Below are 24,248 nucleotides of genomic sequence, written 5' to 3' on the forward strand. Positions count from 1 at the left end.
TGGAGACATTCATGGCTAAGGAAGAGCTGATCCAGTTCGAAGGACTGGTCACCGAAATCCTCCCCGACGCACGCTACCGCGTGCAACTCGACGCCGGACACGAGATCGTTGCCTACACCGCCGGCAAGATGAAGAAGAACCGCATCAAGACGCTCGCGGGTGACCGCGTGACAGTGGAGATGTCGCCCTATGATCTCGAGAAGGGCCGACTGATTTTCCGTCACAAGGACGAACGTCCCAGTGGGGTGGGTGGACCTCCCCGTCCCGGACAGCGTGGTGGCCAGTTCCGCCGCCGTTGATCGGCTTCCGGCGCGTCAATTGCGGAAGTAAAATTCTGACCTGTATGCTGATCCGCCGCGCACGTCACGGCGGATCAAAAAATCGTGCATGTCAGGATTGTTTCGGAGCCCTATTTCCAATAAAATAAGCTAATCGATTTTCGGCCGGACGACATTGGCATCCACCGGTACAGCCGGTTCAGACACGCTGACGACCCTTCCAGAAATTCGATCTAACCGGCCTGCGCGAGCGGGCTCTTACATTGTGTGATCTGAGAAGGACCTACCCCCGTGAGCATGGGAACCGTGAAGTGGTTTAACGCGACCAAGGGCTTTGGCTTCATCCAGCCCGATGATGGTGGACAGGACGTGTTCGTCCACATCAGCGCCGTCGAGCGCGCCGGCCTCGGCACGCTGCGTGAAGGCCAGAAGCTCTCCTACGAGATCGTGGCTGACCGCCGTTCCGGCAAGTCGGCCGCCGACAACCTTCGCTCCGCCGGCTGAGCCTGCGGACCTTCGGTCCGAATCGGCTCGAGCGAACAAGCCAAACAACAGAAAAGGCCGTGCGCAACGCACGGCCTTTTTTCATGGAAGAACCGGGTGCGCTCAGTAGGTCGTGCAGGCCGTATCCGGGCTGTAATAGACGCAGGTGGACTGGCGTGGCCGGGTGTAGGCGACGTCGCTCAGCGTGATCGCGCTCTTGAGCATATAGCCGACCGACGGCGTGTAGATGTAGCTGACCTCGCTGAAGATCAGATAGGTGCCTCCGATCGCAAGCGTCGTCGGAATCGTGACCGCGGATTTCGCCGTTCGCGGCACGGATCCCTTGCTCCACTGCACATGCGCCTGCAAGGTCGTGGGATCGACATAGAGCTCGCTGATCGTCGCCGACACCGGCGTGGCGGCATAGGGCGTCATGATGCCGGTCGAGGCGGCGAAGAAATTGGTCATGTCGGTATCGCCGACCGAGGTCGACTGCGAGGTGAGGTCCGACAGCGTCCGCGCCATCAGCGTCACCTTGCGATCGATCGCCACGGCCGAGGAGAACTCCACGGTGCCGAAGAACATCACCAGCATCAGCGGCACGATCACCGCGAATTCGGTGGCCGCAAGACCTCTGCCATCGGCAAGGAATTCGTACGCGGATAGGCGCGTCGCCCGCCAGAATTTCGCAATCGCCTGCATCGTTCCGCCCGATCCGTTGTCTCAGTAAGGCTCGTTCTTGAACGCAGCCGTGGCCACCAGCAGCCGCTTGTTGCCCGTGAGATTGGAGATGTTGTAGCCGAGCCCGGTGACGAACAGCGGCCACTGATAGAACAAACGCACCACCACGATGTCGCCCGCGCTACCCGGGCTGTAGCCCATCGTCGTGTCGAAATTTCCGGAGCCGTCGATATGGCTCGACAGCGTCACCGCCGAGAAGGACGAGAAGCTCGTGACGTCGACATAGAGCTTGCTGCAATCGAACAGCGCCGGGATCTGGCTGCAGACGTAGGTCTTGAAGGTCGTTTGCGTGCAGGGCGTGCTCACGCCGGACACGGCGCAGGAGGTCACGGAACCGGATTGCGCCTGCCCGGTCAGCACCACACGCGCGGAATTCTGCGTGATGGTCTCCAGCACCTGGCTGGCGAAGAACATGAGCGCCGTCTCGATGATGGCGAACAGCAGCCCGAAGAAGATCGGCGCGACCAGCGCGAACTCGACGGCTGCTGAACCGCGGCGGCTGCCGCGAAACCGGCGCAGCGCGGCTCGGAGCGTGAAGCTCGTAGGTGCAGGCGATGGCATCGCGTCAAATCCCCCGGGAGCGGCGATCATCTGCTCCGTTCAATAGCTAAAACTGATTGTTTAAGTGTTTCAGGCGAGCCGCAGCCGGCGGATCGCGCCGTTAAGGGGGCGTTAACCAGGACCGACCCGAGGCGCGCAGAAAACGAATGCGCGGAGAGGCGAACTCCTCCCCGCTCGTGCAAGCATCCGGACCCGACCCGTGCGATCGTGCACGGGCCAAGCCGCCAATCGGTCGCGCTAGTTGGTTTTGGCGCCCGCGCCGGCGCTACCGCTGGCATTGCTGCTCAACGAACCGGCCTGGCTCATCGTGGTGTTGAAGTAATTGTCGCTGTCGCCCAGCGTCACGCGACGCTGGCAAAGCGGCATGCAGCTATAGGACTCGCGCTCGATCCCGCGATAGACGGTGACGAGCCGATCGCTCGGACCTTCGACCTGGATCTGCCGGTCGACCAGGATCTCGCCGGCCCGGTCGAGCGCAATGAAGTTGGTGGCGCCGTAGCCCTTCCCGGTCACGACGATCATGCCGCCGGGCTGGAGCGTGACGTCGGCGATCAGGGGATTGCCGACCACGATGGTCGCCACCTTGCCGGGCAGCCGGACCAGCTTGGCCTGGTCGACATTGACGGCGATGGTGTCGGCGGTGGATTCGGCAAGGCCGGCAGCCGGCGATGCCAGCACCGCAGCCGCAACCAGAAGACAGACGCGCGCACGACGGCGCAGCAGTTCTTTACGCATACTCTTACCCCCGGGACGTCACAAACCGGCAGAAGCGACTGGATACAGCGGAGCCGGTGCCCGACCCCGCTAACCTGCCCTCAATTCGTGAACGTTCCGCAAATTCGCTGACTATTGTTTGAACGGACAGGCGTTTTACCGCCGCGGGCGGCCAGAGAGGTCGCGCTAGCGGCGAAACGGATAGGCGAGCTGGCCCGCGATCTCCTTCGGCATGGTCGCTTCGTCCTTGCCGTATTCCTGCGGCAGTTGCCCCTCCGGCATGCGGAAGGTCCCGAACAGCACGTCCCAGATCGGGAACGTCCCGGCGAAATTGGTATCGCCGCCCTCTTCGAGGGGGGTGTGGTGCCAGCGGTGGAACACCGGCGTCGCCAGCACATATTTGAACGGCCCGAAGGTCCAGTTCAGGTTGGCGTGCACGAAGGCCGAATGGAAGGTGGTGAACGGGGCGACCCAGATCATGACGTTCGGGGAGATGCCGGCGATCAGCAGCACGACGTCGACGCCGATCGTACCGAGCATGAGATTGACCGGATGGAAGCGGGCCGCCGAAATCCAGCTCAGTTCCTCCGAGGAGTGATGGATCGCATGGTACTTCCAGAACTCGCCGCCATGGAACAGCCGGTGCAGCCAGTACAGCATGAAATCGGACAGGACCAGGAACAGCACGGCCTGCACCGGAAGCGGCAACTGCGACAGCGGGCCGTGGCCATTGTCGTAGAAGGCAATGAGATCGTCGGCATCGTGGATGTTGAAGAGGAGGCTCGCACCGGCGATCAAGAGCCCGATCCGCATGGTGCGGGCGAACACCGGAACGAAGAACCAATAACAGATGTCGGTGACGATCTCCCGCTTGCGCCACCACGGCGCGCCTGGATTGCAGGCCCAGAAATGCTCGAGCACCGTGAAGACCATCGCGAGCACGAACGTGACGGGGACCACCTTCGCGATGGTCTCGCCGAGCATCAGGGCGACTTGCATGGGCAGGCTCGACATCGTCGCCTCTCTTCCGGATTGCTGGTCCTCCTAGGCCTACTCCGCGAAATTTAAGGGAGGGTGAAGCCGGAGGCGGGCTTGCGGCACATTCGGAACCGAAGCGAATTGCAGCTGCCGCCTTAAGGCGAAATTCACTCTGGGCAAAAGCATCGCGCAGGAATCGGGTTTGCACGATCGAATTAACTCTACCGAAAGAGCTCGGCTTTCATGTTCGTCGCGTCAAAGACAGCGCCGAACGAGGCGATCCAACCCAGATGGAGTTTGTTCATGAAGAACCTGCTTGCGCGTTTCGCCAAGGATGAATCCGGCGCCACCGCCATCGAATACGGCCTGATCGCCGCCGGCATCGCGCTGGCCATCATCACCGTCGTCAACAACCTCGGCAGCACGCTGAACACCAAGTTCGGCTCGATCAGCACCTCGCTGAAGTAAGCGACCGACAAACGACGGCAAAAGCCCCGGACCCCCGGGGCCTTTGTTTTTCTGAGTACGGCGAGTTCCAGTGGCGTTGCGCAAATACAGAACCGGTGCCGCGGTTGCGGCGAGCGAGGCGGAGACGGCGCAGACCGGCTCACCGGCCTACTGGGTCTGCCTTGCACTGCTGCTTGCGACGGTCGCGCTGGCCGTGCGCATCGCCAGCCTCTGGTGAGAGCGCCTCTCGCGGGGGCTCCGCCTGTCAGGGCTGCTGCCGCCGTTTTCGGTTTGTTTAGCACTGCCGGCTAGCATCGAGCGACGCCAGATCCCGCGACAAACCCAGGCCTCAAGACGCAGCCCATGATCCTCGACCTTGCGCGCCTCCTGCTCTTCCCGGCCCTGATGGCGTTCGCCGCCGCAAGCGATCTCTTCACGATGACCATCTCGAACCGCGTGTCGCTGGCGCTGATCGCGGGCTTCTTCGTTCTCGCCCTCGCCGGTGGCATGGCACCTTACGAGATGCTCAGTCATGTCGGCGCCGGCGCGCTTCTCCTGGTCGTGGCCTTTACCTGCTTTGCGATGGGCTGGGTCGGCGGCGGCGACGCCAAGGTCGCGGCCTCCGTCGCGCTGTGGTTCGGCTTCGCGCAATTGATGAACTTCCTGCTCTACGCCTCGCTGTTCGGCGGCGCGTTGACGCTGCTCCTGCTCCAGTTCCGGCAATGGCCGCTGCCCTACGGCCTCGCAGGCCAGGCCTGGCTTGCACGACTGCATGCCAAGGAGAGCGGAATTCCCTACGGCATCGCGCTCGCGCTGAGCGCTCTGATGGTCTACCCGGAAACCGAATGGGTGAAGGCGATCGACCTCGCTCACCTCGCGTTGCGCTGAACGTTCCGGGTAAACCCGGCGTTAAGGCGATTTAGATACGCCTCATTAACCATGCTTTGACGAATAGCTGGTCAACTGCCGATTACGGCGGCGGCTGCGTCGCGGCGTTTGTTGGAAAGTGAAGCGTATGAATAGGGCACGCATTGTCGTCCTGACGGTCGCCATCTGCGCCGGCGGTGTCGCCGCGTACCTGGCGAGCGGCTCGGACAATTCTGCGCCGCCTCCGGCGGCTCCGGTCGCGCAGCTTCCGACCGTCGACGTCCTGGTCGCCAAGAACGACATCGGCCTCGGCCAGACCGTCAAACCGGAAGACGTGCAATGGCAGACCTGGCCGTCCGCGACCGCCAGCGCCACCTTCATCCGCCGCAACGAGCGCCCCGAGGGCGCCACCCAGGTGACCGGTTCGATCGCGCGCGCCCCCTTCATCCAGGGTGAGCCGATCCGCGACCAGAAGCTGGTCAAGGCCGAGGGCTCCGGCTTCATGGCGGCGATCCTGCCCACCGGCATGCGCGCGATCTCGACCGAGATCTCGCCGGAGACCGGCGCGGGCGGCTTCATCCTGCCCAACGATCGCGTCGACGTCCTTCTGACCCGCCGCCTCAAGAATCCGGATCAGAGCAGCGGCGCCCCCGACATCGTCACGTCAGAGATCATCCTGGCCAATGTCCGCGTCCTGGCCATCGACCAGGCGCCAAAGGAGAAGGACGGCCAGAACGCGGTGATCGGCAAGACCGTCACCCTCGAGCTCAATCCCACACAGACGGCGACGCTTTCCGCCGCCCGCCAGAGCGGCACGCTGTCGCTGGCACTGCGCAGCATCGTCGACGTCAAGATGAGCGAGATCACGCTCGATGATTCCGCACAGAAACGCGATGGCGTTTCGATCATTCGCTACGGTATCCCAAGCTCGACGGCGAAGGCACGATGAGGGCAGTCGATATGAAATGCAGGGCAGATCTGGCGGCAATGCGAACCTCCGTGGTCCGCGCCCTGTCGTTTTCGGCCGCCCTCGCGCTGGTGCTCAACCCGGCGTTGACCCCCGTGGTCGCCGCCGACTATCGCCCCGTAGCACCGGTCTCGGCCGACGGCCAGATGAACGCGCGCTTCCTCTCGCTCGGCGTCGGCAAGTCCATCGTGATCGACCTTCCGCGCGACATCAAGGACGTACTCGTCGCCGACCCGAAGATCGCCAATGCGGTGGTCCGCTCGTCGCAGCGCGCCTACATCATCGGCGCCTCGATCGGGCAGACCAACATCGTGTTCTTCGATTCCGCGGGCCAGCAGATTGCGGCCTATGACATCGCGGTCAAGCGCGACCTCAACGGCGTGCGGGCCGCGCTGAAGCAGGTCCTGCCCAATGCCGACATCCAGATCGACGGCCTCGGCGAAGGCGTCGTGCTGACCGGCACGGCGGCGAACCCGATGGAAGCGCAGCAGGCCAACGATCTCGCCGCGCGCCTCGCCGGCGGCGCCGACAAGGTCGTGAACTCGATCGTTGTCCGTGGCCGCGACCAGGTCATGCTCAAGGTGACGGTCGCCGAAGTCGCGCGCAACATCGTCAAGCAGCTCGGCATCGACCTCACCGCCAATCTCAACTACGGTACCTCGGTGGTGAGCTTCACCAACTCCAACCCGTTCACCGCCCTCGGCCGCAATCTCGTCGACGGCAACAATCTGACCACGAAGTTCGGCGCGACGCCGTCGGTGCAGGCCACCCTGCGCGCGATGGAGACCGCCGGCGTGATCCGGACGCTGGCCGAGCCGAACCTGACCGCGATCTCCGGCGAGTCGGCAACCTTCATCGCCGGCGGTGAATTCCCGGTGCCGGCGGGCTATGCGTGCGATCCCACCACGCATGTCTGTACCACCCAGATCAGCTTCAAGAAATTCGGCATCTCGCTCAACTTCACCCCCGTGGTGCTGACCGAGGGCAAAATCAGCCTGCGGGTGATGACCGAGGTTTCGGAGCTGTCGAACGAGAATGCGATTACGCTGTCGCAGGCCGTGACCTCGACTTCGGTGAACTCGCTCACGGTGCCCTCGATCAAGACCCGCCGCGCGGAGACGTCGCTGGAAATTCCCTCCGGCGGCGCAATGGCGATGGCCGGACTGATCCAGCAGCAGACCAAGCAGGCGGTCAGCGGACTGCCGGGCCTGATGCAGCTCCCGATCCTCGGCACGCTGTTCCGCAGCCGCGACTTCGTCAACAACGCGACCGAACTGGTCGTGATCGTGACGCCCTACATCGTTCGCGCGGTGGCGCAGAAGGACCTCTCGCGTCCGGATGACGGCTTCTCCGCGCCTGCCGATCCGCAGGCCGAGCTGCTTGGCAACATCAACCGCATCTACGGCGTGCCTGGCCGGACCGAACCGGCCCGGAATTACCGCGGCACCTACGGCTTCATCACCGACTAAGGCGGAACGGGGACTTCGTTATGACCACAACACCACCCCAGATTCGCAAACGCGCCATCGGCTTCGGTGGCGCGCTCGTCGGCATCGCGCTTGCCCTCGGCGGCTGCCAGCACGACGAGGTCGCCACCGCCTCCATTCCCGACGGCTACAAGCAGCGTCATCCGATCGCGATCGAGGAACAGAATCGCTCAATCGTCGTGTTCGTCGGCCATGCCCGCGGCGGGTTGACCGCGGCCCAGCGCGCCGACGTGATGGGTCTGGCATCGTCCTGGCTGCATGAAGGCACCGGCGCCATCCATATCGACGTGCCGTCCGGCACGCCCAACGCGCGTCCGGTCGCGGAGTCCATGCGTGAAATCCAGGCGATGCTGTCGGCCGCGGGCGTTCCGCCCCGCGGCGTCATCGCCCGCCCGTACCAGCCGGAAGACAAGCGCTTCCTGCCGCCGATCCGGCTGACCTATTCCAAGGTCGCGGCGGTCGCGGGCCCCTGCGGCCTGTGGCCGGAGGACATCGGCCCCTCGATGAAGAACAAGAGCTGGTTCGAGAACAAGGAATACTACAACTACGGCTGCGCCTATCAGCGCAACCTCGCAGCCATGGTCGACAATCCCTCGGATCTCGAGCAGCCGCGGTCGGAGACCCCTTCCTATACGATACGACGCACCGCCGCCTTCGAGAAGTATCGCAAGGGAATGCCGACGGCCGTCTCCTATCCTGAAGCCGACAAGGCCAAACTCAGCGAAACCGGCAAATGATCAGCTACGCTCGCCAGGCCCAAGAAGAGCAGCCGGAAACCTCCCTTCCGCCGGTCGAGGAGCACATTGCGCCTGCGCCTCGCGTCTCGGTCCAGGCCTTCTGCGAAACCGTGGAGACCGCTGCCGCAGTACAGTCGGCCGGCGAGGATCGTCGCCTCGGCAAGGCCCATTTGAAGATCCAGATGGGCGGCATGGCGGCCGCGGTCGAAGCCTACCGCTCGGCGCCCACGCCGAACGTGATCGTGCTCGAGAGCGACGGTCGCAACGATCTGCTGGGCGGGCTCGACCAGCTCGCCACCGTCTGCGACGCCGGTACCCGGGTGGTGGTGATCGGCCGCATCAACGACGTCACGCTCTATCGCGAGCTGGTGCGCCGCGGCGTCAGCGACTACGTGCTCGCGCCGGTTGGCGCGATCGACGTCGTGCGCTCGATCTGCAACCTGTTCTCCGCGCCGGAAGCCAAGGCGGTCGGCCGCATCATCGCCGTGGTCGGCGCCAAGGGCGGCGTCGGCGCCTCCACGATCTCCCACAACGTCGCCTGGGCAATCGCGCGCGATCTCGCGATGGACGCGGTCGTCGCCGATCTTGACCTCGCCTTCGGCACCGCCGGGCTCGACTACAATCAGGACCCCCCGCAGGGCATCGCGGACGCGGTGTTCTCGCCCGATCGGGTCGATACCGCCTTCATCGACCGCCTGCTGTCGAAATGCACCGACCACCTCAGCCTGCTGGCGGCGCCGGCCACGCTCGACCGGGTCTATGATTTCGGCTCCGACGCTTTCGATGCCGTGTTCGACACGTTGCGCTCGACCATGCCCTGCATCGTGCTCGACGTCCCGCACCAATGGTCGGGCTGGACCAAGCGCGCTCTGATCGGGGCGGACGACATCCTGATCGTGGCGGCGCCCGACCTCGCCAATTTGCGCAATACCAAGAACCTGTTCGACCTGCTGAAGGCCTCCCGCCCGAACGACCGGCCGCCACTCTACTGCCTGAACCAGGTCGGCGTCCCGAAACGTCCGGAAATCGCCGCGGCGGAGTTCGCCAAGGCGATCGAGAGCCAACCGGTCGTCTCGATCCCGTTCGAGCCCCAGATCTTCGGCTCGGCGGCCAACAACGGCCAGATGATCGCGGAGATCTCCGCCAACCACAAGTCGATCGAGATGTTTCTTCAGATCGCCCAGCGCCTGACCGGGCGCAGCGAGACGAAGAAGCAAAAGTCGTCCCTGCTTTCACCCCTGATTGAGAAGTTGCGGGGAAAATAAGCCGCCGCATGGAGTCGTTAAGTGTTCGGTAAGCGTAGCGGAACAGACACCGACCTTCGGGCCCCGAAGCCCGGCGCCGTGTCGCCAGAGCCTGTCCCGGCTCCGGCGCCGACGGTGTCGCGCGCGCCGCCCCCGCCGGCCGTCGCCTCGCCGCCGCTCGCCCCGGCGAAGCCTGCGCCGACCATGGAAACCCGCCGCTCGGACAATTATTACGAGGTCAAGGCGACCATCTTCGGCGCGCTGATCGAGGCCATCGACCTTGCCCAGCTCGCCAAGCTCGATTCGGAATCGGCCCGCGAGGAAATCCGCGACATCGTCAACGAGATCATCGCGATCAAGAACATCGTGATGTCGATCGCCGAGCAAGAAGAGCTGCTCGACGATATCTGCAACGACGTCCTGGGTTACGGTCCGCTCGAGCCGCTGCTGTCGCGCGACGATATCGCCGACATCATGGTCAACGGCGCCAACACGGTCTTCATCGAAGTCAACGGCAAGATCCAGAAGACCGGCATCCGCTTCCGCGACAACCAGCAGCTCCTCAACATCTGCCAGCGCATCGTCAGCCAGGTCGGCCGGCGCGTCGACGAATCCTCGCCGATCTGCGATGCGCGTCTCGCCGACGGCTCCCGCGTCAACGCCATCGTGCCGCCGCTGTCGATCGACGGACCCGCGCTCACCATCCGCAAATTCAAGAAGGACAAGCTGACGCTGGATCAGCTCGTCAAGTTCGGCGCGATCTCGCCGGAGGGCGCGGAAATCCTCCAGATCATCGGCCGCGTCCGCTGCAACGTGCTGATCTCCGGCGGTACCGGCTCGGGCAAGACCACGCTGCTCAACTGTTTGACCAATTACATCGAACACGACGAGCGCGTCATCACCTGCGAGGACGCCGCCGAGCTCCAGCTCCAGCAGCCCCACGTGGTCCGGCTGGAAACCCGCCCGCCCAACATCGAGGGCGAGGGCCAGGTCACCATGCGCGAGCTGGTGCGCAACTGCCTGCGTATGCGCCCCGAACGCATCATCGTCGGCGAAGTCCGCGGACCCGAGGCGTTCGACCTGCTCCAGGCCATGAACACCGGCCACGACGGCTCGATGGGCACGCTCCACGCCAACAATCCGCGCGAAGCGCTGTCGCGCTGCGAATCCATGATCACGATGGGCGGCTTTTCCCTTCCGTCGCGAACAATTCGCGAGATGATCTGCGCCTCGATCGACGTCATCGTCCAGGCCGCGCGCCTGCGCGACGGCTCGCGCCGCATCACGCACATCACCGAGGTGATGGGCATGGAAGGCGATACCATCATCACCCAGGACATCTTCCTCTACGACATGATCGGCGAGGACGCCAACGGCAAGATCATCGGCCGGCATCGCTCGACCGGCATCGGTCGTCCGAAATTCTGGGAACGCGCCCGCTATTACGGCGACGAGAAGCGCCTTGCCGCCGCGCTCGACGCCGCGGAAGTGGCGCCGAAGACGTGAGCAGGTCAGCACAGTCATGAACATGCAGGTCCTCGCCCTCGCCTTCCTCGCCACCGCCGCCGTCGGCGGCATCGCCTGGGTGTTCCTCTATCCGCTGCTGTCCGGCGAGCGAAAGGCGGAAAGCCGTCGCGCCTCGATCTCGCGCGCTGACGCGCCCGCGGCCAAGCAGACCGAGAAGAGCCACCGAACGCGCCGCGAGCAGGTCGAGAGTTCGCTGAAGGATCTCGAGGCGCGGCGCCAGCAGGAGAAGAGCGTTCCGCTCAGTGTCCGCCTGTCGCAGGCAGGTCTGGACTGGACGCCGCAGAAATTCTGGATCGTGTCCGCCGTCGTGGCGGGCGCACTGTTCGCGGCCGCCATGTTCGTCGGCGGCGGCCCGCTCGGCGCCGCCGGCCTCGCCTTCGCCGGCGGCTTCGGCTTGCCGCGCTGGGCGCTCGGTTTCCTGAAGAAGCGTCGCGAGAACAAGTTCCTGGCGGCGCTGCCCGACGCGGTCGATGTGATCGTCCGCGGCATCAAGGCCGGCCTGCCGCTGTTCGAATCGATCAAGGTGGTCGCCGCCGACTCGCCCGAGCCGCTGCGCAGCGAGTTCCTGGCCATCATCGAGACTCAGGCGATCGGCATGCCGCTCGGCGAAGCCTGCTCGCGCCTCTACGATCGCATGCCGCTGCCGGAAGCCAACTTTTTCGGCATCGTCATCTCGATCCAGCAGAAGTCGGGCGGCAACCTCTCCGAAGCGCTAGGCAACCTCTCCAAGGTGCTGCGCGACCGCAAGAAGATGAAGGAAAAGATCCAGGCGATGTCGATGGAGGCCAAGGCCTCCGCCGGCATCATCGGCTCGCTGCCGCCGATCGTGATGTTCCTCGTCTATCTCACGACGCCGCACTACATCTCGCTGCTGTGGACCCATCCCACCGGCCAGCTCATGCTGGTCGGCTGCGTCGTCTGGATGTCGATCGGCATCATGGTGATGAAGAAGATGATCAACTTCGATTTTTGACGGTGGCGTATGGTCGAATTTCTCGTTTCGAAACTGCATGACGTACGCTTCATGACGATGTTGCTGGCGGCCATTGCCGCCAGTGCCACCGTCTATACGCTGGTGATGCCGCTGTTCGCCGGCGAAGGCCTTTCCAAGCGCATGAAGGCGGTGGCGAGCGAGCGCGAGCGGATCCGGCAGCGCGAGCGCGAGCGCCTCAACAAGAACGAAAAGGTCTCGCTGCGCCAGACGCCAAAGCAGCTCGTCTCCAGGGTCGTCGAGGATTTCAACCTCACAAAGTGGCTCGCGCAGGAAGCTGCCCGCGACAAGCTCATCATGGCCGGCTACCGCGGTCAGGCGCCCTACATCACCTTCCTGTTTGCGCGCATGGTCACTCCGATCGTCCTGTTCGTAGGCTCGGTCTTGTACGTGTTCCTGATCGCGCATATGGAAAAGCCGATGCCGATCAAGATCGGCATCTGCGTCGGCGCCGCCTATCTCGGGCTTCAGGCGCCGATGCTGTTCCTCAAGAACGCGATCTCCAAGCGCCAGCTCTCGATCAAGCGCGCCTTTCCCGACGCGCTCGACCTGCTGCTGATCTGCATCGAATCCGGCATGTCGGTCGAAATGGCGTTCAGGAAGGTCGCCACCGAGATCGTCGGCCAGTCGATCGCGCTGTCGGAAGAGTTCACGCTGACCACCGCCGAGCTGTCCTATCTGCAGGACCGCAAGGTGGCCTACGAGAACCTGGCACGGCGCACCGGGCTCGAGGGCGTCAAGTCGGTGTGTCTCGCGCTTCAGCAGGCGGAACGTTACGGCACGCCGCTCGGGCATTCCCTGCGTGTCATGGCGCAGGAAAATCGCGACATGCGCATGAACGAGGCCGAGAAGAAGGCCGCAGCGCTGCCGCCGAAGCTGACGGTGCCGATGATCCTGTTCTTCCTGCCGGTGCTGTTCGTCGTCATTCTCGGACCGACCGGCATCAAGGTCACCGAGCTGCAGTGACGCGGACGCGAACCGCGCGCGGTTCGCGTTGGCGACGTCATGACGGCACGATCAGGTAGGATCAGTCGGGCTGGCTGAGCGCGGCGACCGGCGTCCGCTTCGGCGTACTGCGCGGGGCATCGTTGCGGCTCAGCATGTCCTTCAGATAGGCGACATTGGCTGCGGCCTGGTCCGGCGGCAGGTCTGCCTTGACGATGGTCTCGGCTTCGGCGAAGCGGCCCTGGAGGCCGACGACGAGCCCGAGATTCTGCCGCACGCGCGCGCTCGCGCGCGGCGAGGCATAGGCCTGCCGCAGTGCCTCTTCGGCCTTGGGCAGGTCCCTCGACAGCATGTAGGACAGGCCGAGATTGGAGAGCACGCCGGGATCGCCCGGCGCGATCTTCAGCGAGCTCGCATAGTAGGCGCGCGCCTCCTCGTGCCGGCCCAGCTGATCGAGCGCCGTACCCTGCACGGAGAGCAGGCGCCAGTCGGGATTGTCGGGTGAATGCGCCTTCGACAACACGTCGAAGGCCTGCTGGAAATTGCCGTTGTCGGCGAGCGCACGGCCGTACTGGGCAAGCAGCGCCTTGTTGCCGGGATTGGCGATGGTCGCCTGCTCGAGGACCGCGACGGCCTGGGCGCGCTGGCCGTTGGCGCGCAAGGCCTGACCATAGCCGAGCGCCGCCTCGGCGTCCTTCGGATTGGCACGGTAACGCTCGCCATAGACTTCGACCGCGCGCACGGGATCGCTGGGAGGAGCCTCCGCGCGCGACCCGATCGAGCCGGTGACGTCGGAGAGTTTTGACATTGCCGTGCAGCCGCCGAGGCTCATGGCCACCATCGCAAGGAGCGAGGCAGACGCGAGAAGCCGGGCAGGACTGAACCGTTGACGCATGACGCTTTGACTCTCGAGCAGATGGATCGAGCCGAACGCGCCAGCAATAGACTGTTAACCCTAATGGCCGGTTAACGCCGGGATCCCCCTCACGGCGGTGTCTGCGGCGGCACCTCGCCCCCGAGACCCAGATCGGGGCCGAGCGCCTTGACCTGCTCGTTGAGGTCCCGCAGCAATTGCAGCCTCTGCCGGACCTGCGCCTCGACATCGGTGCCCGTGCGCAGCATCCCGGACATTTCGCGCCCGAGATCTTCGCGATTGACCAGGCGCTTCGCGCGGAGCTCGTCGAGCCGAAACGGATCGATGTCGAGTACGCTGGCGGATTGCTCGATCAACCGGCGCAGCAGCACCGTCACCGCAGTAACCGCCTCGGCACCATGCCTGCGCCCGGACCTCGAGAACTTGCCGTCGAGATCGGCCCAGCTACGGGAGGTGACGAGATAGGTACAGAGCGCATTCGCCCAGTCCGGCTCGCCGTCGGCATAGAAGGCGCGGCGCGTCAGGAGCCGGCGAGCCAGCGCCGCGACCTGATCCCGCTTCAGCGCCGCGATCGAAGCGATCTCGATTGCCGACTGGATGGCCGGGTCGCGGGAGTAATCCCGCCCTGCCGGCAACCAGATGGTGCCGTCCGGCAGGTTCGAGTCGAGCAGGCGGAAGCCGCCATCATTGCGCGGCCGCGAGTAGCGCGCGATCGCAAATCCATGTTCGGAATTGCCCGCACGGGACATTGGAGCGAAATGGATGATGTTGAAGCCGGCATCGTCGCCGCCCTGCCCAGTCGAAGACGGACAGGACAGCACGTAGATCGTGCGCCAGAACGCTTCATCGCCGCTGCTTCGCGTCGCACGCGGATCCGGAATCGAATAGCGGGCCAGCCCCTCGACATGCCGGTGACCGTGCAGGACGAGATCGACGTTGAGCGAGGTGACTGCTTCGAGGAAGGTCGCGGGCGCGGCGAGATACATCAGCGGCTCGTCCGGGGCGCCGAGAAAGCGCTTTCCTTCGCCGGTCGCCTGCGGCAGCGGATGATGGTGCAGAGCCAGCACCCGCACCAGGTTTTCGACCGGCTCGGCATGATCGGCGCGGCCGGTCGATCCAAGGCTGCCCGCGAGCTCGACACTCAGCCGGGCGGAATCCGCAACCATGGCCTTGTAAGTGCCCTGATCGATATTGCCGCTCGCAAGCGTCGTGAGGCTCGCGCGGTTGGAATCCAGCAGCACCAGATCGAGGCCGGCCTGACGGTAATAGACGCTCTTCGAAGTCCGCGGCAGATGCAGGTAGTCATAGACGTCGTGGCGGCCTGCGCGCTGGCTCGGGCGCTTGGCGTCATGATTGCCGGCAATCGCCTGAATGTCGGTGAACACACGAGTCTGCCGCAAGGACGCGATGACGGCGAGCGCTTGGTCGAGCGCGCGCGGGGTCGGATCATCGACGAGATCGCCTGTGATCAGCAAAATGCGATCGGGAACATCTGCGAAGTCCGCCATCCTCTCCCGGAGAGCGGCCTTCAGGGTCTCGATCGTCGCAAACAGCCGCCCCGACCCGTCCAGGTGCAGGTCGGAAATCTGCGCAATAACGAACGATCTATCCATTTTGCGCCGCTCATTGCGAGTGCTGCGCCGCTCAAGAACGACGAGAGAAATGCCTTCGACGAACGGGTCCAGGCCGGTCTCGGCCCGGACAAGGAAGAACCCCGGGCAAGTATCAACCATGCGCCGCCTCGTTCTTGCACGCGATGCGTGCAGAATTGTACGACGCAATCTAAAATATCAGCCGATAATGCCACAACCGCAGCGCTAGTAAAGCCCTGCGGCCGCGCTCTCGTGAACGGCAGTTCTCAGCATGGATGGATACGAGATCTGCCCGTCGCCGGTTTCATGTCGTCCGATCAATATTCGATGGCAAGCCGCTTGCGGATTTCGTCGATGCGCTTGTCGAGTGCATCGAAGCGCGCATGTACGGAGCGATCGTGGAGATAGAAGACGTAGCCGCCGGCAAGGAACGCGAAGATCCAGTGATGATGCTCGACATAGCCGAAAATCGCCTCGACGGCCTGGCCGATGAACGTGACCACGCTCCACACAAATTCCATCGCATGTCCTCCCGGCAGGCTTCGCTTCGGCCATCGGCAATCTCTGCACACCTGGCGGCCGCCCTGGGAACCTAGCATGGCCCCCTTGCGGCGAGTAGCGGCTCGCTGAACGGTGACGGCAAAGCCGATTGCAGCCACGGCCAAACTCTGCGAAGTCTCCTCCATTCGCATGACCCGCTTGATCTGACGATCCGGACCCGCCAATGCCTTCTGTCTTCGAGACATCCTCAACCGCCATCCCGATCACCTTCGTCACCAAGTCGAGCTGGGATCAGGTCGCCGAGACGCTGCCGCCGGCGCAGCGGCAGTTCGCCACGGCGAGCGCCTTTGCCGCCAAGCCGGGCGGCTATCTCGCGCTACCCGCGCCCGACGGCGCGATCGCGCAAGTGCTGTTCGGCCTCGAGGACGAGGGTGCAAGGTCGCGCGACCTGTTCCGGCCAGGCGCCCTGCCCGGCCTGCTGCCGCCGGGCATCTATCGCTTTGCCAATGCACCGCACGATGCACGCCTCGCCGCACTCGCCTTCGCGCTCGGCAGCTACCGCTTCGCCCGTTACCGCAAGGCCGACAGGCCCGATGTCCGGTTGGTGCCGCCTGATGGCGTCGACGCCGCCGAGATCAACCGCATGGCCGACGCCGCAATGCTGGCGCGCGACCTCATCAACACACCGTCCAACGACATGGGGCCGGAGGAATTGGCCGCGGCGGCGCAGGCGCTCGCCAGCGAATTCGGTGGGAGCTTTACCTGCACCATCGGGGAGGATCTGAGAACGAATTTTCCGCTGATCCACGCTGTCGGCATGGCCTCGGACCGCGCGCCGCGGCTGATCGACATCGGCTGGGGCAACCCTGATCATCCCAAGGTGACGCTGGTCGGCAAGGGCGTGTGCTTCGACACCGGCGGGCTCGACCTGAAGCCGTCGAGCGGCATGCTGATCATGAAGAAGGACATGGGCGGCGCCGCCAACGTGCTGGCGCTCGCGCGCATGGTGATGGACGCGAAGCTGAAGGTCCGGCTGCGCGTGCTGATTCCGGCGGTCGAGAACGCGGTCGCAGGCAATGCCTTCCGCCCGCTCGACATCTTTACATCGCGCAAGGGGATCACGGTCGAGATCGGCAATACCGACGCGGAAGGCCGCCTGGTGCTCGCCGATGCGCTGGCCCTCGCCGACGAGGAGAAGCCCGACCTGCTGATCGATCTGGGCACGCTGACCGGCGCCGCACGCGTCGCGCTGGGGCCGGATTTACCGCCCTTTTACACCAATGATGAGACATTGGCCGCCGACGTCGCGCGCTGCGCCGTCAAGGAGAACGATCCGTTGTGGCGCATGCCGCTTTGGCCGGCTTACGATGCGTGGCTGGACTCCAAGACCGCCACCATCACCAACGCACCATCCGGCGGCTTTGCCGGATCGATCATTTGCGCGCTGTTCCTGCAACGCTTCGTCGAAGAGGCGAAGAGCTGGCTGCATGTCGACATCTATGGCTGGACGCCGTCGGCGAAGCCGGCGCGCCCCGAAGGCGGCGAGTGCCAGGCCGCCCGCGCGATCTACAGATTGCTGAGCGAGCGCTATGCATGATCCGCGAGTAACGCCGGCGCGGGGCGACATCGCCGCCAAATATCTCGAAGGCAAGGTGCAGGCGGAGCGCTTCGTCACCGGCGAGGAATTCGAGGTGACGGAGGCGATTGCAGCGGTGCGCGAGCAGCCGTCCTCTGACGCGATGCTGATGACGCAGGCGCTGCGCGGCGAGCGCGTCACGGTCTACGACCGCAATGGCGAAGGCTGGGCCTGGGGCCAGCTCGCCGGTGACGGCTATGTCGGCTGGCTTCCCGATGCGACGCTCGTGAGGCCGACGGCCGCGCCGACGCACAAGGTGAGCGCGCTCCGGACGTTTGCCTTCCCCGGTCCCTCGATCAAGCTGCCGCCTGCCGACACACTCGTGATGGGATCCAAGCTCGCGGTGGCCCGCGAGGACGGTAGCTTCGCGGTGACGCGGGACGGAGCCTATCTGCCGAAGGCGCATCTTGCACCGCTCGACCATCGCGAACCGGACTTCGTCGCGGTGGCCGAGCGCTTCCTCGGCACGCCCTATCTGTGGGGCGGCAAGAGCAGCCTCGGCATCGACTGCTCGGGCCTCGTGCAGGTCTCGCTGACGGCGGCAGGCACCGGTTGCCCGCGCGACAGCGACATGCAGCAGGCCGGCCTTGGACGAGCCCTGGAGCCCCACGAGCGGAGCAGCTTGCGGCGCGGCGATCTGATCTTCTGGAAGGGCCACGTCGCCATCGTCCGCGACGGCAGCACCATGGTTCATGCCAATGCGCATCATATGGCGACGGTGATCGAGCCGATCGAGCCGGCCATTGCGCGGATCAAGCAGGCCGGCAGCGAGGTCGTCGCGATCAAGCGGCTGTAGCCGCATCTTGTGGGATGGGTAGAGCGAAGCGAAACCCATCGCTTTGCGGCCGCGTCGTTAGAATGATGGGTTTCGCTTCGCTCTACCCATCCTACCGAAAACTACGTCGCCACCGATCCATTGCCCGCCGTCTCCAGCCGGAACGCGGCCGCGAACAGCGCGCGCGTGTAATCGCTCTTCGGGTTCTTGAACAGCTCGGCCGCCTGCCCCTCCTCGACCACCTTGCCGCCGCGCATCACGATCAGATGGCTGGCGAGCGAGGCGACGACGCGCAAATCATGCGAGATGAACATGTAGGTGAGATCGCGCTTGCGCTGGAGCTCGCGCAGCAGATCGACCATCTGCGCCTGGAACAGCATGTCGAGCGCGCTGGTCGGCTCGTCCAGCACCACGAAATCCGGCTCCAACACCACCGCGCGCGCGATCGAGATGCGCTGACGCTGGCCGCCGGAGAACTCGTGCGGATAGCGGTAGCGGGTGTCGGGCTTCAGCCCGACGTCCTCCAGCGCCTTGACGACGCGCACTTCACACTCCTCGCGCGACAGTTTCGGCTGATGCACGGAGAGACCTTCGGCGATGATGTCGGCGACCGACATGCGCGGGCTGAGCGAGCCGAACGGATCCTGGAACACGATCTGCATGTCGCGCCGGAACGGCCGCATCTCCTTGAAGCGCAGGCCCTGGATGTCCTTGCCCAGGAACACGATGCGGCCATTCGAGGAGATCAGCCGCAGCAGCGCCAGACCCAGCGTGGTCTTGCCCGAGCCGGATTCGCCGACGACGCCGAGCGTCTCGCCCTTGCGGACGGCGACGCTGACGCCGTCGACCGCCTTGATGTGCCCCACCGTCTTGCGCATCAGGCCACGCTTGATCGGAAACCACACCTTCAAATCATCGGTCGACATCACCACCGGCGCATTCGGCCGCGGCGGCGCGGGATCCGGCCTCGGCTCGGCGGCGAGCAGGTCGCGCGTATAGGGATGTTTCGGGGTCTTGAAGACCTGCTCGACCGGCCCCTGCTCGACGATCTCGCCGCCCTTCATGACGCAGACATGGTCGGCGATGCGGCGCACGATGCCGAGATCATGGGTGATGAAGAGCAGGCTCATGCCGAGCCGCGAGCGAATCTCGGCGAGCAGCGTCAGGATCTGTGCCTGCACGGTGACGTCGAGCGCCGTGGTCGGCTCGTCCGCGATCAACAGATCCGGCTCGTTGGCGAGCGCCATCGCGATCATCACGCGCTGGCGCTGGCCGCCGGAGAGCTGATGCGGATAGCTGTTGAGCCGCGTTTCGGGCTCGGGAATGCCGACCTGCGTCAACAGCTCGAGCGTGCGCTTGCGCGCCTGCGCATTGCTGGTCGGATTGTGCAGCTGGATGATCTCGCCGATCTGCGCCTCGATCGTGTGCAGCGGATTGAGCGAGGTCATCGGCTCCTGGAAGATGATGGAGATGTCGCTCCCGCGAATCTCCCGCATCTCTCGCTCCGACTGGTCGATCAGCTCCTGCCCCTTGAAGCGAATGCTGCCCGAGGGATGCGAGGCGTTCGGATAGGGCAGGAGCTTCAGGATCGAAAGCGCGCTGACGGATTTGCCTGAACCGGACTCGCCGACCAGCGCGACGCATTCGCCGCGCTTGATCTGGAAAGAGACCTTGTCGACCGCGAGCGTCGTCGCGCCGCCCTGGTGGAAGGCCACCGAGAGGTCGCGGACGGCAAGCAGGGGTTGGTTGATCGCGTCCATCACGCCCTCACTTGAACGTCTTGCGCGGATCGAAGGCGTCGCGCACGGCTTCGCCGATGAAGATCAGCAGCGACAGCATGATCGCGACCGAGAAGAAGCCGGTGAAGCCGAGCCACGGCGCCTGCACGTTCGACTTGCCCTGCGACAGCAATTCGCCGAGCGAGGGCGAGCCGGGCGGCAGGCCGAAGCCGAGGAAGTCCAGCGCGGTCAGCGTCATCACCGAGGACGACACGATGAACGGCAGGAACGTCATGGTCGCGACCATGGCATTCGGCAGCAGGTGCCGGAACATGATGACCTTGTTCGACACGCCGAGCGCGCGCGCGGCCTGGATGTATTCGAAATTGCGACCGCGCAGGAATTCCGCGCGCACGAGGCCGACCAGCGACACCCATGAGAACAGCAGCAGGATGCCGAGAAGCACGAAGAAGCCGGGCACCAGCACCGACGACAGGATCAGGAGCAGATAGAGCGAGGGAATCGCCGTCCATATCTCGATGAAACGCTGGAACAACAGATCGATCCAGCCGCCGAAATAGCCCTGCACCGCGCCGGCCGCGATGCCGACAACGGAGGAGATGATGGTCAGGCAGAGACCAAACAGCACCGAGATGCGGAAACCGTAGATCACGCGCGCAACCACGTCGCGACCCTGATCGTCGGTGCCGAGCCAATTGTATTCGAGATCACGGCAGCTCTTCAGGCCCTTCTTCTCCACGACGGGCTTGCACTGCGCCTCCGTCAGCATCCAGGTCGGCGGGGACGGCGCCGGCGTCGGCAGGTCGAGATTGTGGGTGTCATAGGAGTAACGGATCAGCGGCCAGACGATGCTGCCGCCCTTCTCCTTGATCAGCTTCTGCAGATACGGATCGCGGTAGTCGGCCGCCGTCTCGAAATCGCCGCCGAAAGTCGTCTCGGAATAGGTGACGAAGGCCGGCCAATAGAGATGGCCATCGTACTTGACCAGGAACGGCCGGTCGTTGGCGATCAGCTCGGCGAACAGCGACACCACGAACAGGATCATGAAGATCCAGTACGACCAGTAACCGCGCCGGTTCGCCCTAAAATTCTGCCAGCGGCGCCTGTTGAGCGGCGATGGCGCGAACGGCTTGCGCGTGATCGGTACGGCGTCGCCGAGCGGCGACTTCGCGGTGGTCTCGATCGGGGTGGGAGCGGCCAGCGTCATCAGACCTCCCGCGCCTCGAAATCGATCCGCGGGTCGATCCACATGTAGGTGAGATCCGAGATGAGGTTGATCACGAGGCCGACGAGCGAAAAGATGAAGAGCGTGCCGAACACCACGGGGTAGTCGCGGTTGAGAACGCTCTCGAAACTGAGCAGCCCCAGCCCGTCCAGCGAGAAGATGGTCTCGATCAGAAGCGATCCCGAGAAGAAGGCGTGGATGAAGGTGCTGGGAAAGCCCGCGATGACGATCAGCATCGCGTTGCGGAAGACGTGACCATAAAGCACCCGGTTTTCGCTGCAGCCCTTCGCGCGCGCGGTCGTCACGTACTGCTTGCGGATCTCGTCCAGAAACGAGTTCTTGGTCAGGAACGTCATGGTGGTGAAGGCGCCGAGCCCCATCGCGATCAACGGCAGCGTCAGATGCCAGAAGTAGTCGATGATCTTCCAGTACCAGGGAAATTGCGACCAGCCGTCCGACGTCAGTCCGCGCAGCGGGAACCAGTTGAAGAACGAGCCGCCGGCAAACAGGATGATCAGGAGGATCGCGAACAGGAATCCGGGAATAGCATAGCCGAGCACGAGCACGCTCGAGGTCCAGGTGTCGAACCGCGTGCCGTCCTTGACCGCCTTGCGGATGCCAAGCGGGATCGAGATCAGATAGGTCAGGAGCGTCAGCCAGATGCCGAGCGAGATCGAGACCGGCAGCTTTTCCTTGATCAGCTGGAGCACGCTGACATCGCGGAAATAGCTGTTGCCGAAATCGAAGCGGGCGAAATTCCAGACCATCAGCGCAAAGCGTTCCGGTGCCGGCTTGTCGAAGCCGAATTGCTTCTCCAGCTTCTTGATGAAATCAGGGTCGAGCCCCTGCGCGCCGCGATATTTCGAGTTGATGGCATCGCCACCGGCGCCGAGTTGCCCCGGCGCCCGTTGGGCAAAGTCGCTGCCGCCCGAAATGCGCGAGGTACCGCCGGTGTCGGAGCCCGAGAGCTGCGCGATGACGCGCTCGACCGGACCGCCAGGCGCGAACTGCACGACGACAAAGGACACGAAGAGGATTCCGAGCAAAGTCGGGATCATCAGGAGGATGCGACGCGCGATATAGGCGCCCATGGCTATTTTGCCTGCTCGAGCTTGGCCGCTTTGGCCTTGTCGGACCACCACGTCTCGGGTACGCCGCGCGCGAAACGCGGCTTGACTTGCGGGTGACCGAACTCATCCCAATACGCGATCCAGAACGACGCCTTGTTCCAGTGCGGAATCCAGTAACGTCCCGAGCGCAGCACGCGATCGAGGGCACGACAGGCACTGTAGAGCTCGGCCTGCGTCTTCGCCGAGGCCGCCTTCTCCACGAGCACGTCGATCACGGGATCGGAAATGCCGGCGAGATTCTTCGATCCCTTCATCTGGACGAATTTGCTGGAAAAGTAATTCCGAAGGGCCGCACCGGGAATCTGCGGATAGATGAATCGGTCGATCGCGATATCGAAATCGAATTCCTTCTTGCGGAGCTCCTCCTGGGTCGGGTCGACAAATCGAAGACTCGCTTCGATGCCGAGCACGCGCAGGTTCTTGATGAAGGGGGTGTGGTGCGGCTCGAAAGAACGCTCGTCCAGCAGGAACTCCAGCGTGAGCTGCTCGCCGGAAGCGTTGACCCGGCGGCCATCCTTGATAGTCCACCCGGCTTCGATGAGAAGCTCTCCGGCCCTGCGCAACAGCTTGCGGTCCTGCCCGGAGCCGTCACTTTCCGGCGGGAGCCAGACAGGGCCGAAGACCTCCGGCAAGAGCCGGTCACGGAACGGTTCGAGCAAGGCGATTTCATCCGCGGACGGTTCGCCCTTGGCCATCATCTCGGAGTTCTCGAACACCGAGCGGGTCCGCTGATAGGACCCGTACATCAGGTTCTTGTTGGTCCATTCGAAGTCGAACGCCAACCCGATGGCCTCGCGCACGCGCCGGTCCCTAAACTTCTCCCGCCGCGTGTTGATCAGCCAGCCCTGCGCGCCCGACGGCCGCTCGTCCGGAATGACCTCGCGCTTGACACGTCCATCCTTGAAGGCCGGGAATTCGTAGCGCGTTGCCCAGACACGAGACGTGAACTCCTCGCGAAACAGGTAATTGCGCCCTGTGAAGGCCTCGAAACCGGTTTCGCGATCCCGGTAGTACTCGTCTCGGAACACATCGAAATTGTACTGACCGCGGCAAACCGGGAGGTCGGCGCCCCACCAGTCCTTCACCCGCTCGAACTCGACAAACCGACTCTGCTCGAAGCGGGAGACGCGATACGCTCCCGAGCCGAGCGGAGACTCGAGGGAGGTCTCGTCGAACGAGCGGTTCGCGTAATAGGCTTTCGAGAAGATCGGAAGCGCGGCGGCGAGGGGCGGCACATCGAGGCCGCGCGACGCGGAGAATTTCAGCAGCACGGTCCGCGGATCCTCCACGACGACGTCGACAAGCTCCGCCAGGATCGCACCGTAGCTCGGATGCCCCTTGGTCTTGAGCACGTTGAGCGAGAACGCCACGTCTTCAGCGGTGATCTTGCTGCCGTCGTGAAAGGTAATCCCGGGGCGCAGCTTGAAGCGAAAGCTCGACCGGTCGGCCGACACGCTCAGCTCTTCGGCCGCAAACAGGTAGACCGCGTCAGGTTCGTCGAACGCCCTGGCCATCAGCGAAGCGAAGGTCAGATCCATGTCGCTCGCCGAATTCCCCTTCACAATATAGGCGTTGAAGGAATCGAAGGTGGATCCGCCGGAACCGACAAGCTGCGAGAACAGCCCGCCTTTGGGCGCGTCCGGATTGACGTAGTCGAACCTGGCAAAGCCGGCGGGGTATTTCAGCTCGCCGAACGCCGAAAGGCCATGACTGGGGACGTCGTCGTTCGCGAGCGCCGGCCGCAGCCCGGCGCTGAGCGCACCGCCGGCACCCAGGGCCAGCACATGCCGGCGTGAAAGCTGCGCCATG

The 24,248-nt window shown here is 64.3% G+C and carries 25 protein-coding genes; 14 read left to right on the forward strand and 11 right to left on the reverse strand.

The window, feature by feature from the left end; all coding sequences use genetic code 11:
- The first annotated feature begins 11 nt into the window (after positions 1-11).
- Positions 12-299: a translation initiation factor IF-1 gene (gene infA / locus AC1RUR_RS14675; protein ID WP_008131890.1), complete on the forward strand. Its 288-nt coding sequence runs from the start codon at positions 12-14 to the stop codon at positions 297-299.
- A gap of 270 nt (positions 300-569) precedes the next feature.
- Positions 570-782 (forward strand): cold-shock protein, encoded by a 213-nt coding sequence (locus tag AC1RUR_RS14680; RefSeq protein WP_008131892.1) that lies wholly within the window; start codon positions 570-572, stop codon positions 780-782.
- A 102-nt stretch (positions 783-884) separates the two neighbouring features.
- Here AC1RUR_RS14680 and AC1RUR_RS14685 read toward each other — a convergent pair whose 3' ends face one another.
- The 4 genes from AC1RUR_RS14685 to AC1RUR_RS14700 all read right to left on the reverse strand — a co-directional run bounded on the left by AC1RUR_RS14685 (position 885) and on the right by AC1RUR_RS14700 (position 3,791).
- Complete coding sequence (locus AC1RUR_RS14685) at positions 885-1,463, reverse strand: TadE/TadG family type IV pilus assembly protein (RefSeq protein WP_492845068.1); 579 nt, start codon at positions 1,461-1,463, stop codon at positions 885-887.
- Between the two features lie 21 nt (positions 1,464-1,484).
- Positions 1,485-2,063 carry a TadE/TadG family type IV pilus assembly protein gene (locus AC1RUR_RS14690; RefSeq protein ID WP_492845070.1) on the reverse strand — a complete coding sequence of 193 codons (579 nt, stop codon included), beginning with the start codon at positions 2,061-2,063 and terminating at the stop codon, positions 1,485-1,487.
- A gap of 237 nt (positions 2,064-2,300) precedes the next feature.
- The gene (locus AC1RUR_RS14695; RefSeq protein ID WP_492845072.1) at positions 2,301-2,798 is read right to left on the reverse strand and encodes a pilus assembly protein N-terminal domain-containing protein; all 498 of its coding nucleotides are present in this window, start codon (positions 2,796-2,798) and stop codon (positions 2,301-2,303) included.
- A 165-nt stretch (positions 2,799-2,963) separates the two neighbouring features.
- Positions 2,964-3,791 carry a sterol desaturase family protein gene (locus AC1RUR_RS14700; RefSeq protein ID WP_492845074.1) on the reverse strand — a complete coding sequence of 276 codons (828 nt, stop codon included), beginning with the start codon at positions 3,789-3,791 and terminating at the stop codon, positions 2,964-2,966.
- 267 nt (positions 3,792-4,058) lie between these two features.
- On the opposite strand from AC1RUR_RS14700, the gene AC1RUR_RS14705 reads away from it, so the two are divergent.
- From AC1RUR_RS14705 to AC1RUR_RS14750, 10 genes are all read left to right on the forward strand, one after another.
- Positions 4,059-4,223: a Flp family type IVb pilin gene (locus AC1RUR_RS14705; RefSeq protein ID WP_492845076.1), complete on the forward strand. Its 165-nt coding sequence runs from the start codon at positions 4,059-4,061 to the stop codon at positions 4,221-4,223.
- A 70-nt stretch (positions 4,224-4,293) separates the two neighbouring features.
- Positions 4,294-4,440 (forward strand): hypothetical protein, encoded by a 147-nt coding sequence (locus AC1RUR_RS14710; RefSeq protein ID WP_492845078.1) that lies wholly within the window; start codon positions 4,294-4,296, stop codon positions 4,438-4,440.
- A 125-nt stretch (positions 4,441-4,565) separates the two neighbouring features.
- The gene (locus AC1RUR_RS14715; protein ID WP_492845080.1) at positions 4,566-5,090 is read left to right on the forward strand and encodes an A24 family peptidase; all 525 of its coding nucleotides are present in this window, start codon (positions 4,566-4,568) and stop codon (positions 5,088-5,090) included.
- Positions 5,091-5,217: 127 nt separating this feature from the next.
- Positions 5,218-6,018 (forward strand): Flp pilus assembly protein CpaB, encoded by an 801-nt coding sequence (gene cpaB / locus AC1RUR_RS14720; protein WP_492845082.1) that lies wholly within the window; start codon positions 5,218-5,220, stop codon positions 6,016-6,018.
- An 11-nt stretch (positions 6,019-6,029) separates the two neighbouring features.
- Complete coding sequence (locus tag AC1RUR_RS14725; protein ID WP_492845084.1) at positions 6,030-7,505, forward strand: type II and III secretion system protein family protein; 1,476 nt, start codon at positions 6,030-6,032, stop codon at positions 7,503-7,505.
- A 20-nt stretch (positions 7,506-7,525) separates the two neighbouring features.
- On the forward strand, positions 7,526-8,260 hold the full coding sequence (locus tag AC1RUR_RS14730; protein WP_492845086.1) for a CpaD family pilus assembly protein: 735 nt from the start codon (positions 7,526-7,528) through the stop codon (positions 8,258-8,260).
- Positions 8,257-9,525 carry a CpaE/TadZ family protein gene (locus tag AC1RUR_RS14735; protein WP_492845088.1) on the forward strand — a complete coding sequence of 423 codons (1,269 nt, stop codon included), beginning with the start codon at positions 8,257-8,259 and terminating at the stop codon, positions 9,523-9,525. The genes AC1RUR_RS14730 and AC1RUR_RS14735 overlap by 4 nt, the downstream gene beginning before the upstream one ends.
- 21 nt (positions 9,526-9,546) lie before the next feature.
- Entirely contained in the window at positions 9,547-11,010 is a 1,464-nt protein-coding gene (locus AC1RUR_RS14740; protein ID WP_492845089.1) for a TadA family conjugal transfer-associated ATPase, read from the forward strand.
- Between the two features lie 16 nt (positions 11,011-11,026).
- Positions 11,027-12,004: a type II secretion system F family protein gene (locus AC1RUR_RS14745; RefSeq protein ID WP_492845091.1), complete on the forward strand. Its 978-nt coding sequence runs from the start codon at positions 11,027-11,029 to the stop codon at positions 12,002-12,004.
- Positions 12,005-12,013: 9 nt separating this feature from the next.
- The gene (locus AC1RUR_RS14750) at positions 12,014-12,988 is read left to right on the forward strand and encodes a type II secretion system F family protein (RefSeq protein ID WP_492845093.1); all 975 of its coding nucleotides are present in this window, start codon (positions 12,014-12,016) and stop codon (positions 12,986-12,988) included.
- A gap of 61 nt (positions 12,989-13,049) precedes the next feature.
- Here AC1RUR_RS14750 and AC1RUR_RS14755 read toward each other — a convergent pair whose 3' ends face one another.
- From AC1RUR_RS14755 to AC1RUR_RS14765, 3 genes are all read right to left on the reverse strand, one after another.
- Complete coding sequence (locus AC1RUR_RS14755; protein ID WP_492845095.1) at positions 13,050-13,862, reverse strand: tetratricopeptide repeat protein; 813 nt, start codon at positions 13,860-13,862, stop codon at positions 13,050-13,052.
- Between the two features lie 89 nt (positions 13,863-13,951).
- Positions 13,952-15,454, reverse strand: a complete 1,503-nt coding sequence (locus tag AC1RUR_RS14760) for a metallophosphoesterase family protein (protein ID WP_492845097.1) — start codon at positions 15,452-15,454, stop codon at positions 13,952-13,954.
- Positions 15,455-15,750: 296 nt separating this feature from the next.
- A complete protein-coding gene (locus tag AC1RUR_RS14765) occupies positions 15,751-15,954 on the reverse strand; it encodes a hypothetical protein (protein WP_018454690.1) in 204 nt (67 codons plus the stop codon).
- Positions 15,955-16,157: 203 nt separating this feature from the next.
- On the opposite strand from AC1RUR_RS14765, the gene AC1RUR_RS14770 reads away from it, so the two are divergent.
- Together AC1RUR_RS14770 and AC1RUR_RS14775 are read left to right on the forward strand one after the other, a co-directional pair.
- Complete coding sequence (locus AC1RUR_RS14770) at positions 16,158-17,531, forward strand: leucyl aminopeptidase family protein (RefSeq protein ID WP_492845099.1); 1,374 nt, start codon at positions 16,158-16,160, stop codon at positions 17,529-17,531.
- On the forward strand, positions 17,524-18,366 hold the full coding sequence (locus tag AC1RUR_RS14775) for a C40 family peptidase (RefSeq protein ID WP_492845101.1): 843 nt from the start codon (positions 17,524-17,526) through the stop codon (positions 18,364-18,366). Before AC1RUR_RS14770 ends, AC1RUR_RS14775 begins: the two co-directional genes overlap by 8 nt.
- A 101-nt stretch (positions 18,367-18,467) precedes the next feature.
- Here AC1RUR_RS14775 and AC1RUR_RS14780 read toward each other — a convergent pair whose 3' ends face one another.
- Genes AC1RUR_RS14780 through AC1RUR_RS14795 form a run of 4 tightly spaced genes read right to left on the reverse strand, consistent with a single transcriptional unit; the run spans position 18,468 to position 24,247 of the window.
- Positions 18,468-20,105: an ABC transporter ATP-binding protein gene (locus tag AC1RUR_RS14780; protein WP_492845103.1), complete on the reverse strand. Its 1,638-nt coding sequence runs from the start codon at positions 20,103-20,105 to the stop codon at positions 18,468-18,470.
- Positions 20,106-20,112: 7 nt separating this feature from the next.
- Complete coding sequence (locus tag AC1RUR_RS14785) at positions 20,113-21,291, reverse strand: ABC transporter permease (RefSeq protein WP_492845105.1); 1,179 nt, start codon at positions 21,289-21,291, stop codon at positions 20,113-20,115.
- A complete protein-coding gene (locus AC1RUR_RS14790) occupies positions 21,291-22,400 on the reverse strand; it encodes a microcin C ABC transporter permease YejB (protein ID WP_492845107.1) in 1,110 nt (369 codons plus the stop codon). The genes AC1RUR_RS14785 and AC1RUR_RS14790 overlap by 1 nt, the downstream gene beginning before the upstream one ends.
- Positions 22,401-22,402: 2 nt before the next feature.
- Positions 22,403-24,247, reverse strand: a complete 1,845-nt coding sequence (locus AC1RUR_RS14795; RefSeq protein ID WP_492845109.1) for an extracellular solute-binding protein — start codon at positions 24,245-24,247, stop codon at positions 22,403-22,405.
- Between the last annotated feature and the right edge of the window lies 1 nt (position 24,248).

It is taken from the genome of Bradyrhizobium sp. GW821-FHT12B03 (assembly GCF_058807535.1).

Bases quoted from the DNA above. Each gene is read 5' to 3' on its own strand.
- infA (WP_008131890.1), top strand. From the start codon at position 12: ATGGCTAAGGAAGAGCTGATCCAGTTCGAAGGACTGGTCACCGAAATC.
- AC1RUR_RS14685 (WP_492845068.1), bottom strand. From the start codon at position 1,463: ATGCAGGCGATTGCGAAATTCTGGCGGGCGACGCGCCTATCCGCGTAC.
- AC1RUR_RS14690 (WP_492845070.1), bottom strand. From the start codon at position 2,063: ATGCCATCGCCTGCACCTACGAGCTTCACGCTCCGAGCCGCGCTGCGC.
- AC1RUR_RS14695 (WP_492845072.1), bottom strand. From the start codon at position 2,798: ATGCGTAAAGAACTGCTGCGCCGTCGTGCGCGCGTCTGTCTTCTGGTT.
- AC1RUR_RS14700 (WP_492845074.1), bottom strand. From the start codon at position 3,791: ATGTCGAGCCTGCCCATGCAAGTCGCCCTGATGCTCGGCGAGACCATC.
- AC1RUR_RS14705 (WP_492845076.1), top strand. From the start codon at position 4,059: ATGAAGAACCTGCTTGCGCGTTTCGCCAAGGATGAATCCGGCGCCACC.
- AC1RUR_RS14715 (WP_492845080.1), top strand. From the start codon at position 4,566: ATGATCCTCGACCTTGCGCGCCTCCTGCTCTTCCCGGCCCTGATGGCG.
- cpaB (WP_492845082.1), top strand. From the start codon at position 5,218: ATGAATAGGGCACGCATTGTCGTCCTGACGGTCGCCATCTGCGCCGGC.
- AC1RUR_RS14725 (WP_492845084.1), top strand. From the start codon at position 6,030: ATGAAATGCAGGGCAGATCTGGCGGCAATGCGAACCTCCGTGGTCCGC.
- AC1RUR_RS14730 (WP_492845086.1), top strand. From the start codon at position 7,526: ATGACCACAACACCACCCCAGATTCGCAAACGCGCCATCGGCTTCGGT.
- AC1RUR_RS14735 (WP_492845088.1), top strand. From the start codon at position 8,257: ATGATCAGCTACGCTCGCCAGGCCCAAGAAGAGCAGCCGGAAACCTCC.
- AC1RUR_RS14745 (WP_492845091.1), top strand. From the start codon at position 11,027: ATGAACATGCAGGTCCTCGCCCTCGCCTTCCTCGCCACCGCCGCCGTC.
- AC1RUR_RS14750 (WP_492845093.1), top strand. From the start codon at position 12,014: ATGGTCGAATTTCTCGTTTCGAAACTGCATGACGTACGCTTCATGACG.
- AC1RUR_RS14755 (WP_492845095.1), bottom strand. From the start codon at position 13,862: ATGCGTCAACGGTTCAGTCCTGCCCGGCTTCTCGCGTCTGCCTCGCTC.
- AC1RUR_RS14760 (WP_492845097.1), bottom strand. From the start codon at position 15,454: ATGGATAGATCGTTCGTTATTGCGCAGATTTCCGACCTGCACCTGGAC.
- AC1RUR_RS14765 (WP_018454690.1), bottom strand. From the start codon at position 15,954: ATGGAATTTGTGTGGAGCGTGGTCACGTTCATCGGCCAGGCCGTCGAG.
- AC1RUR_RS14770 (WP_492845099.1), top strand. From the start codon at position 16,158: ATGCCTTCTGTCTTCGAGACATCCTCAACCGCCATCCCGATCACCTTC.
- AC1RUR_RS14775 (WP_492845101.1), top strand. From the start codon at position 17,524: ATGCATGATCCGCGAGTAACGCCGGCGCGGGGCGACATCGCCGCCAAA.
- AC1RUR_RS14780 (WP_492845103.1), bottom strand. From the start codon at position 20,105: ATGGACGCGATCAACCAACCCCTGCTTGCCGTCCGCGACCTCTCGGTG.
- AC1RUR_RS14785 (WP_492845105.1), bottom strand. From the start codon at position 21,291: ATGACGCTGGCCGCTCCCACCCCGATCGAGACCACCGCGAAGTCGCCG.
- AC1RUR_RS14790 (WP_492845107.1), bottom strand. From the start codon at position 22,400: ATGGGCGCCTATATCGCGCGTCGCATCCTCCTGATGATCCCGACTTTG.
- AC1RUR_RS14795 (WP_492845109.1), bottom strand. From the start codon at position 24,247: ATGGCGCAGCTTTCACGCCGGCATGTGCTGGCCCTGGGTGCCGGCGGT.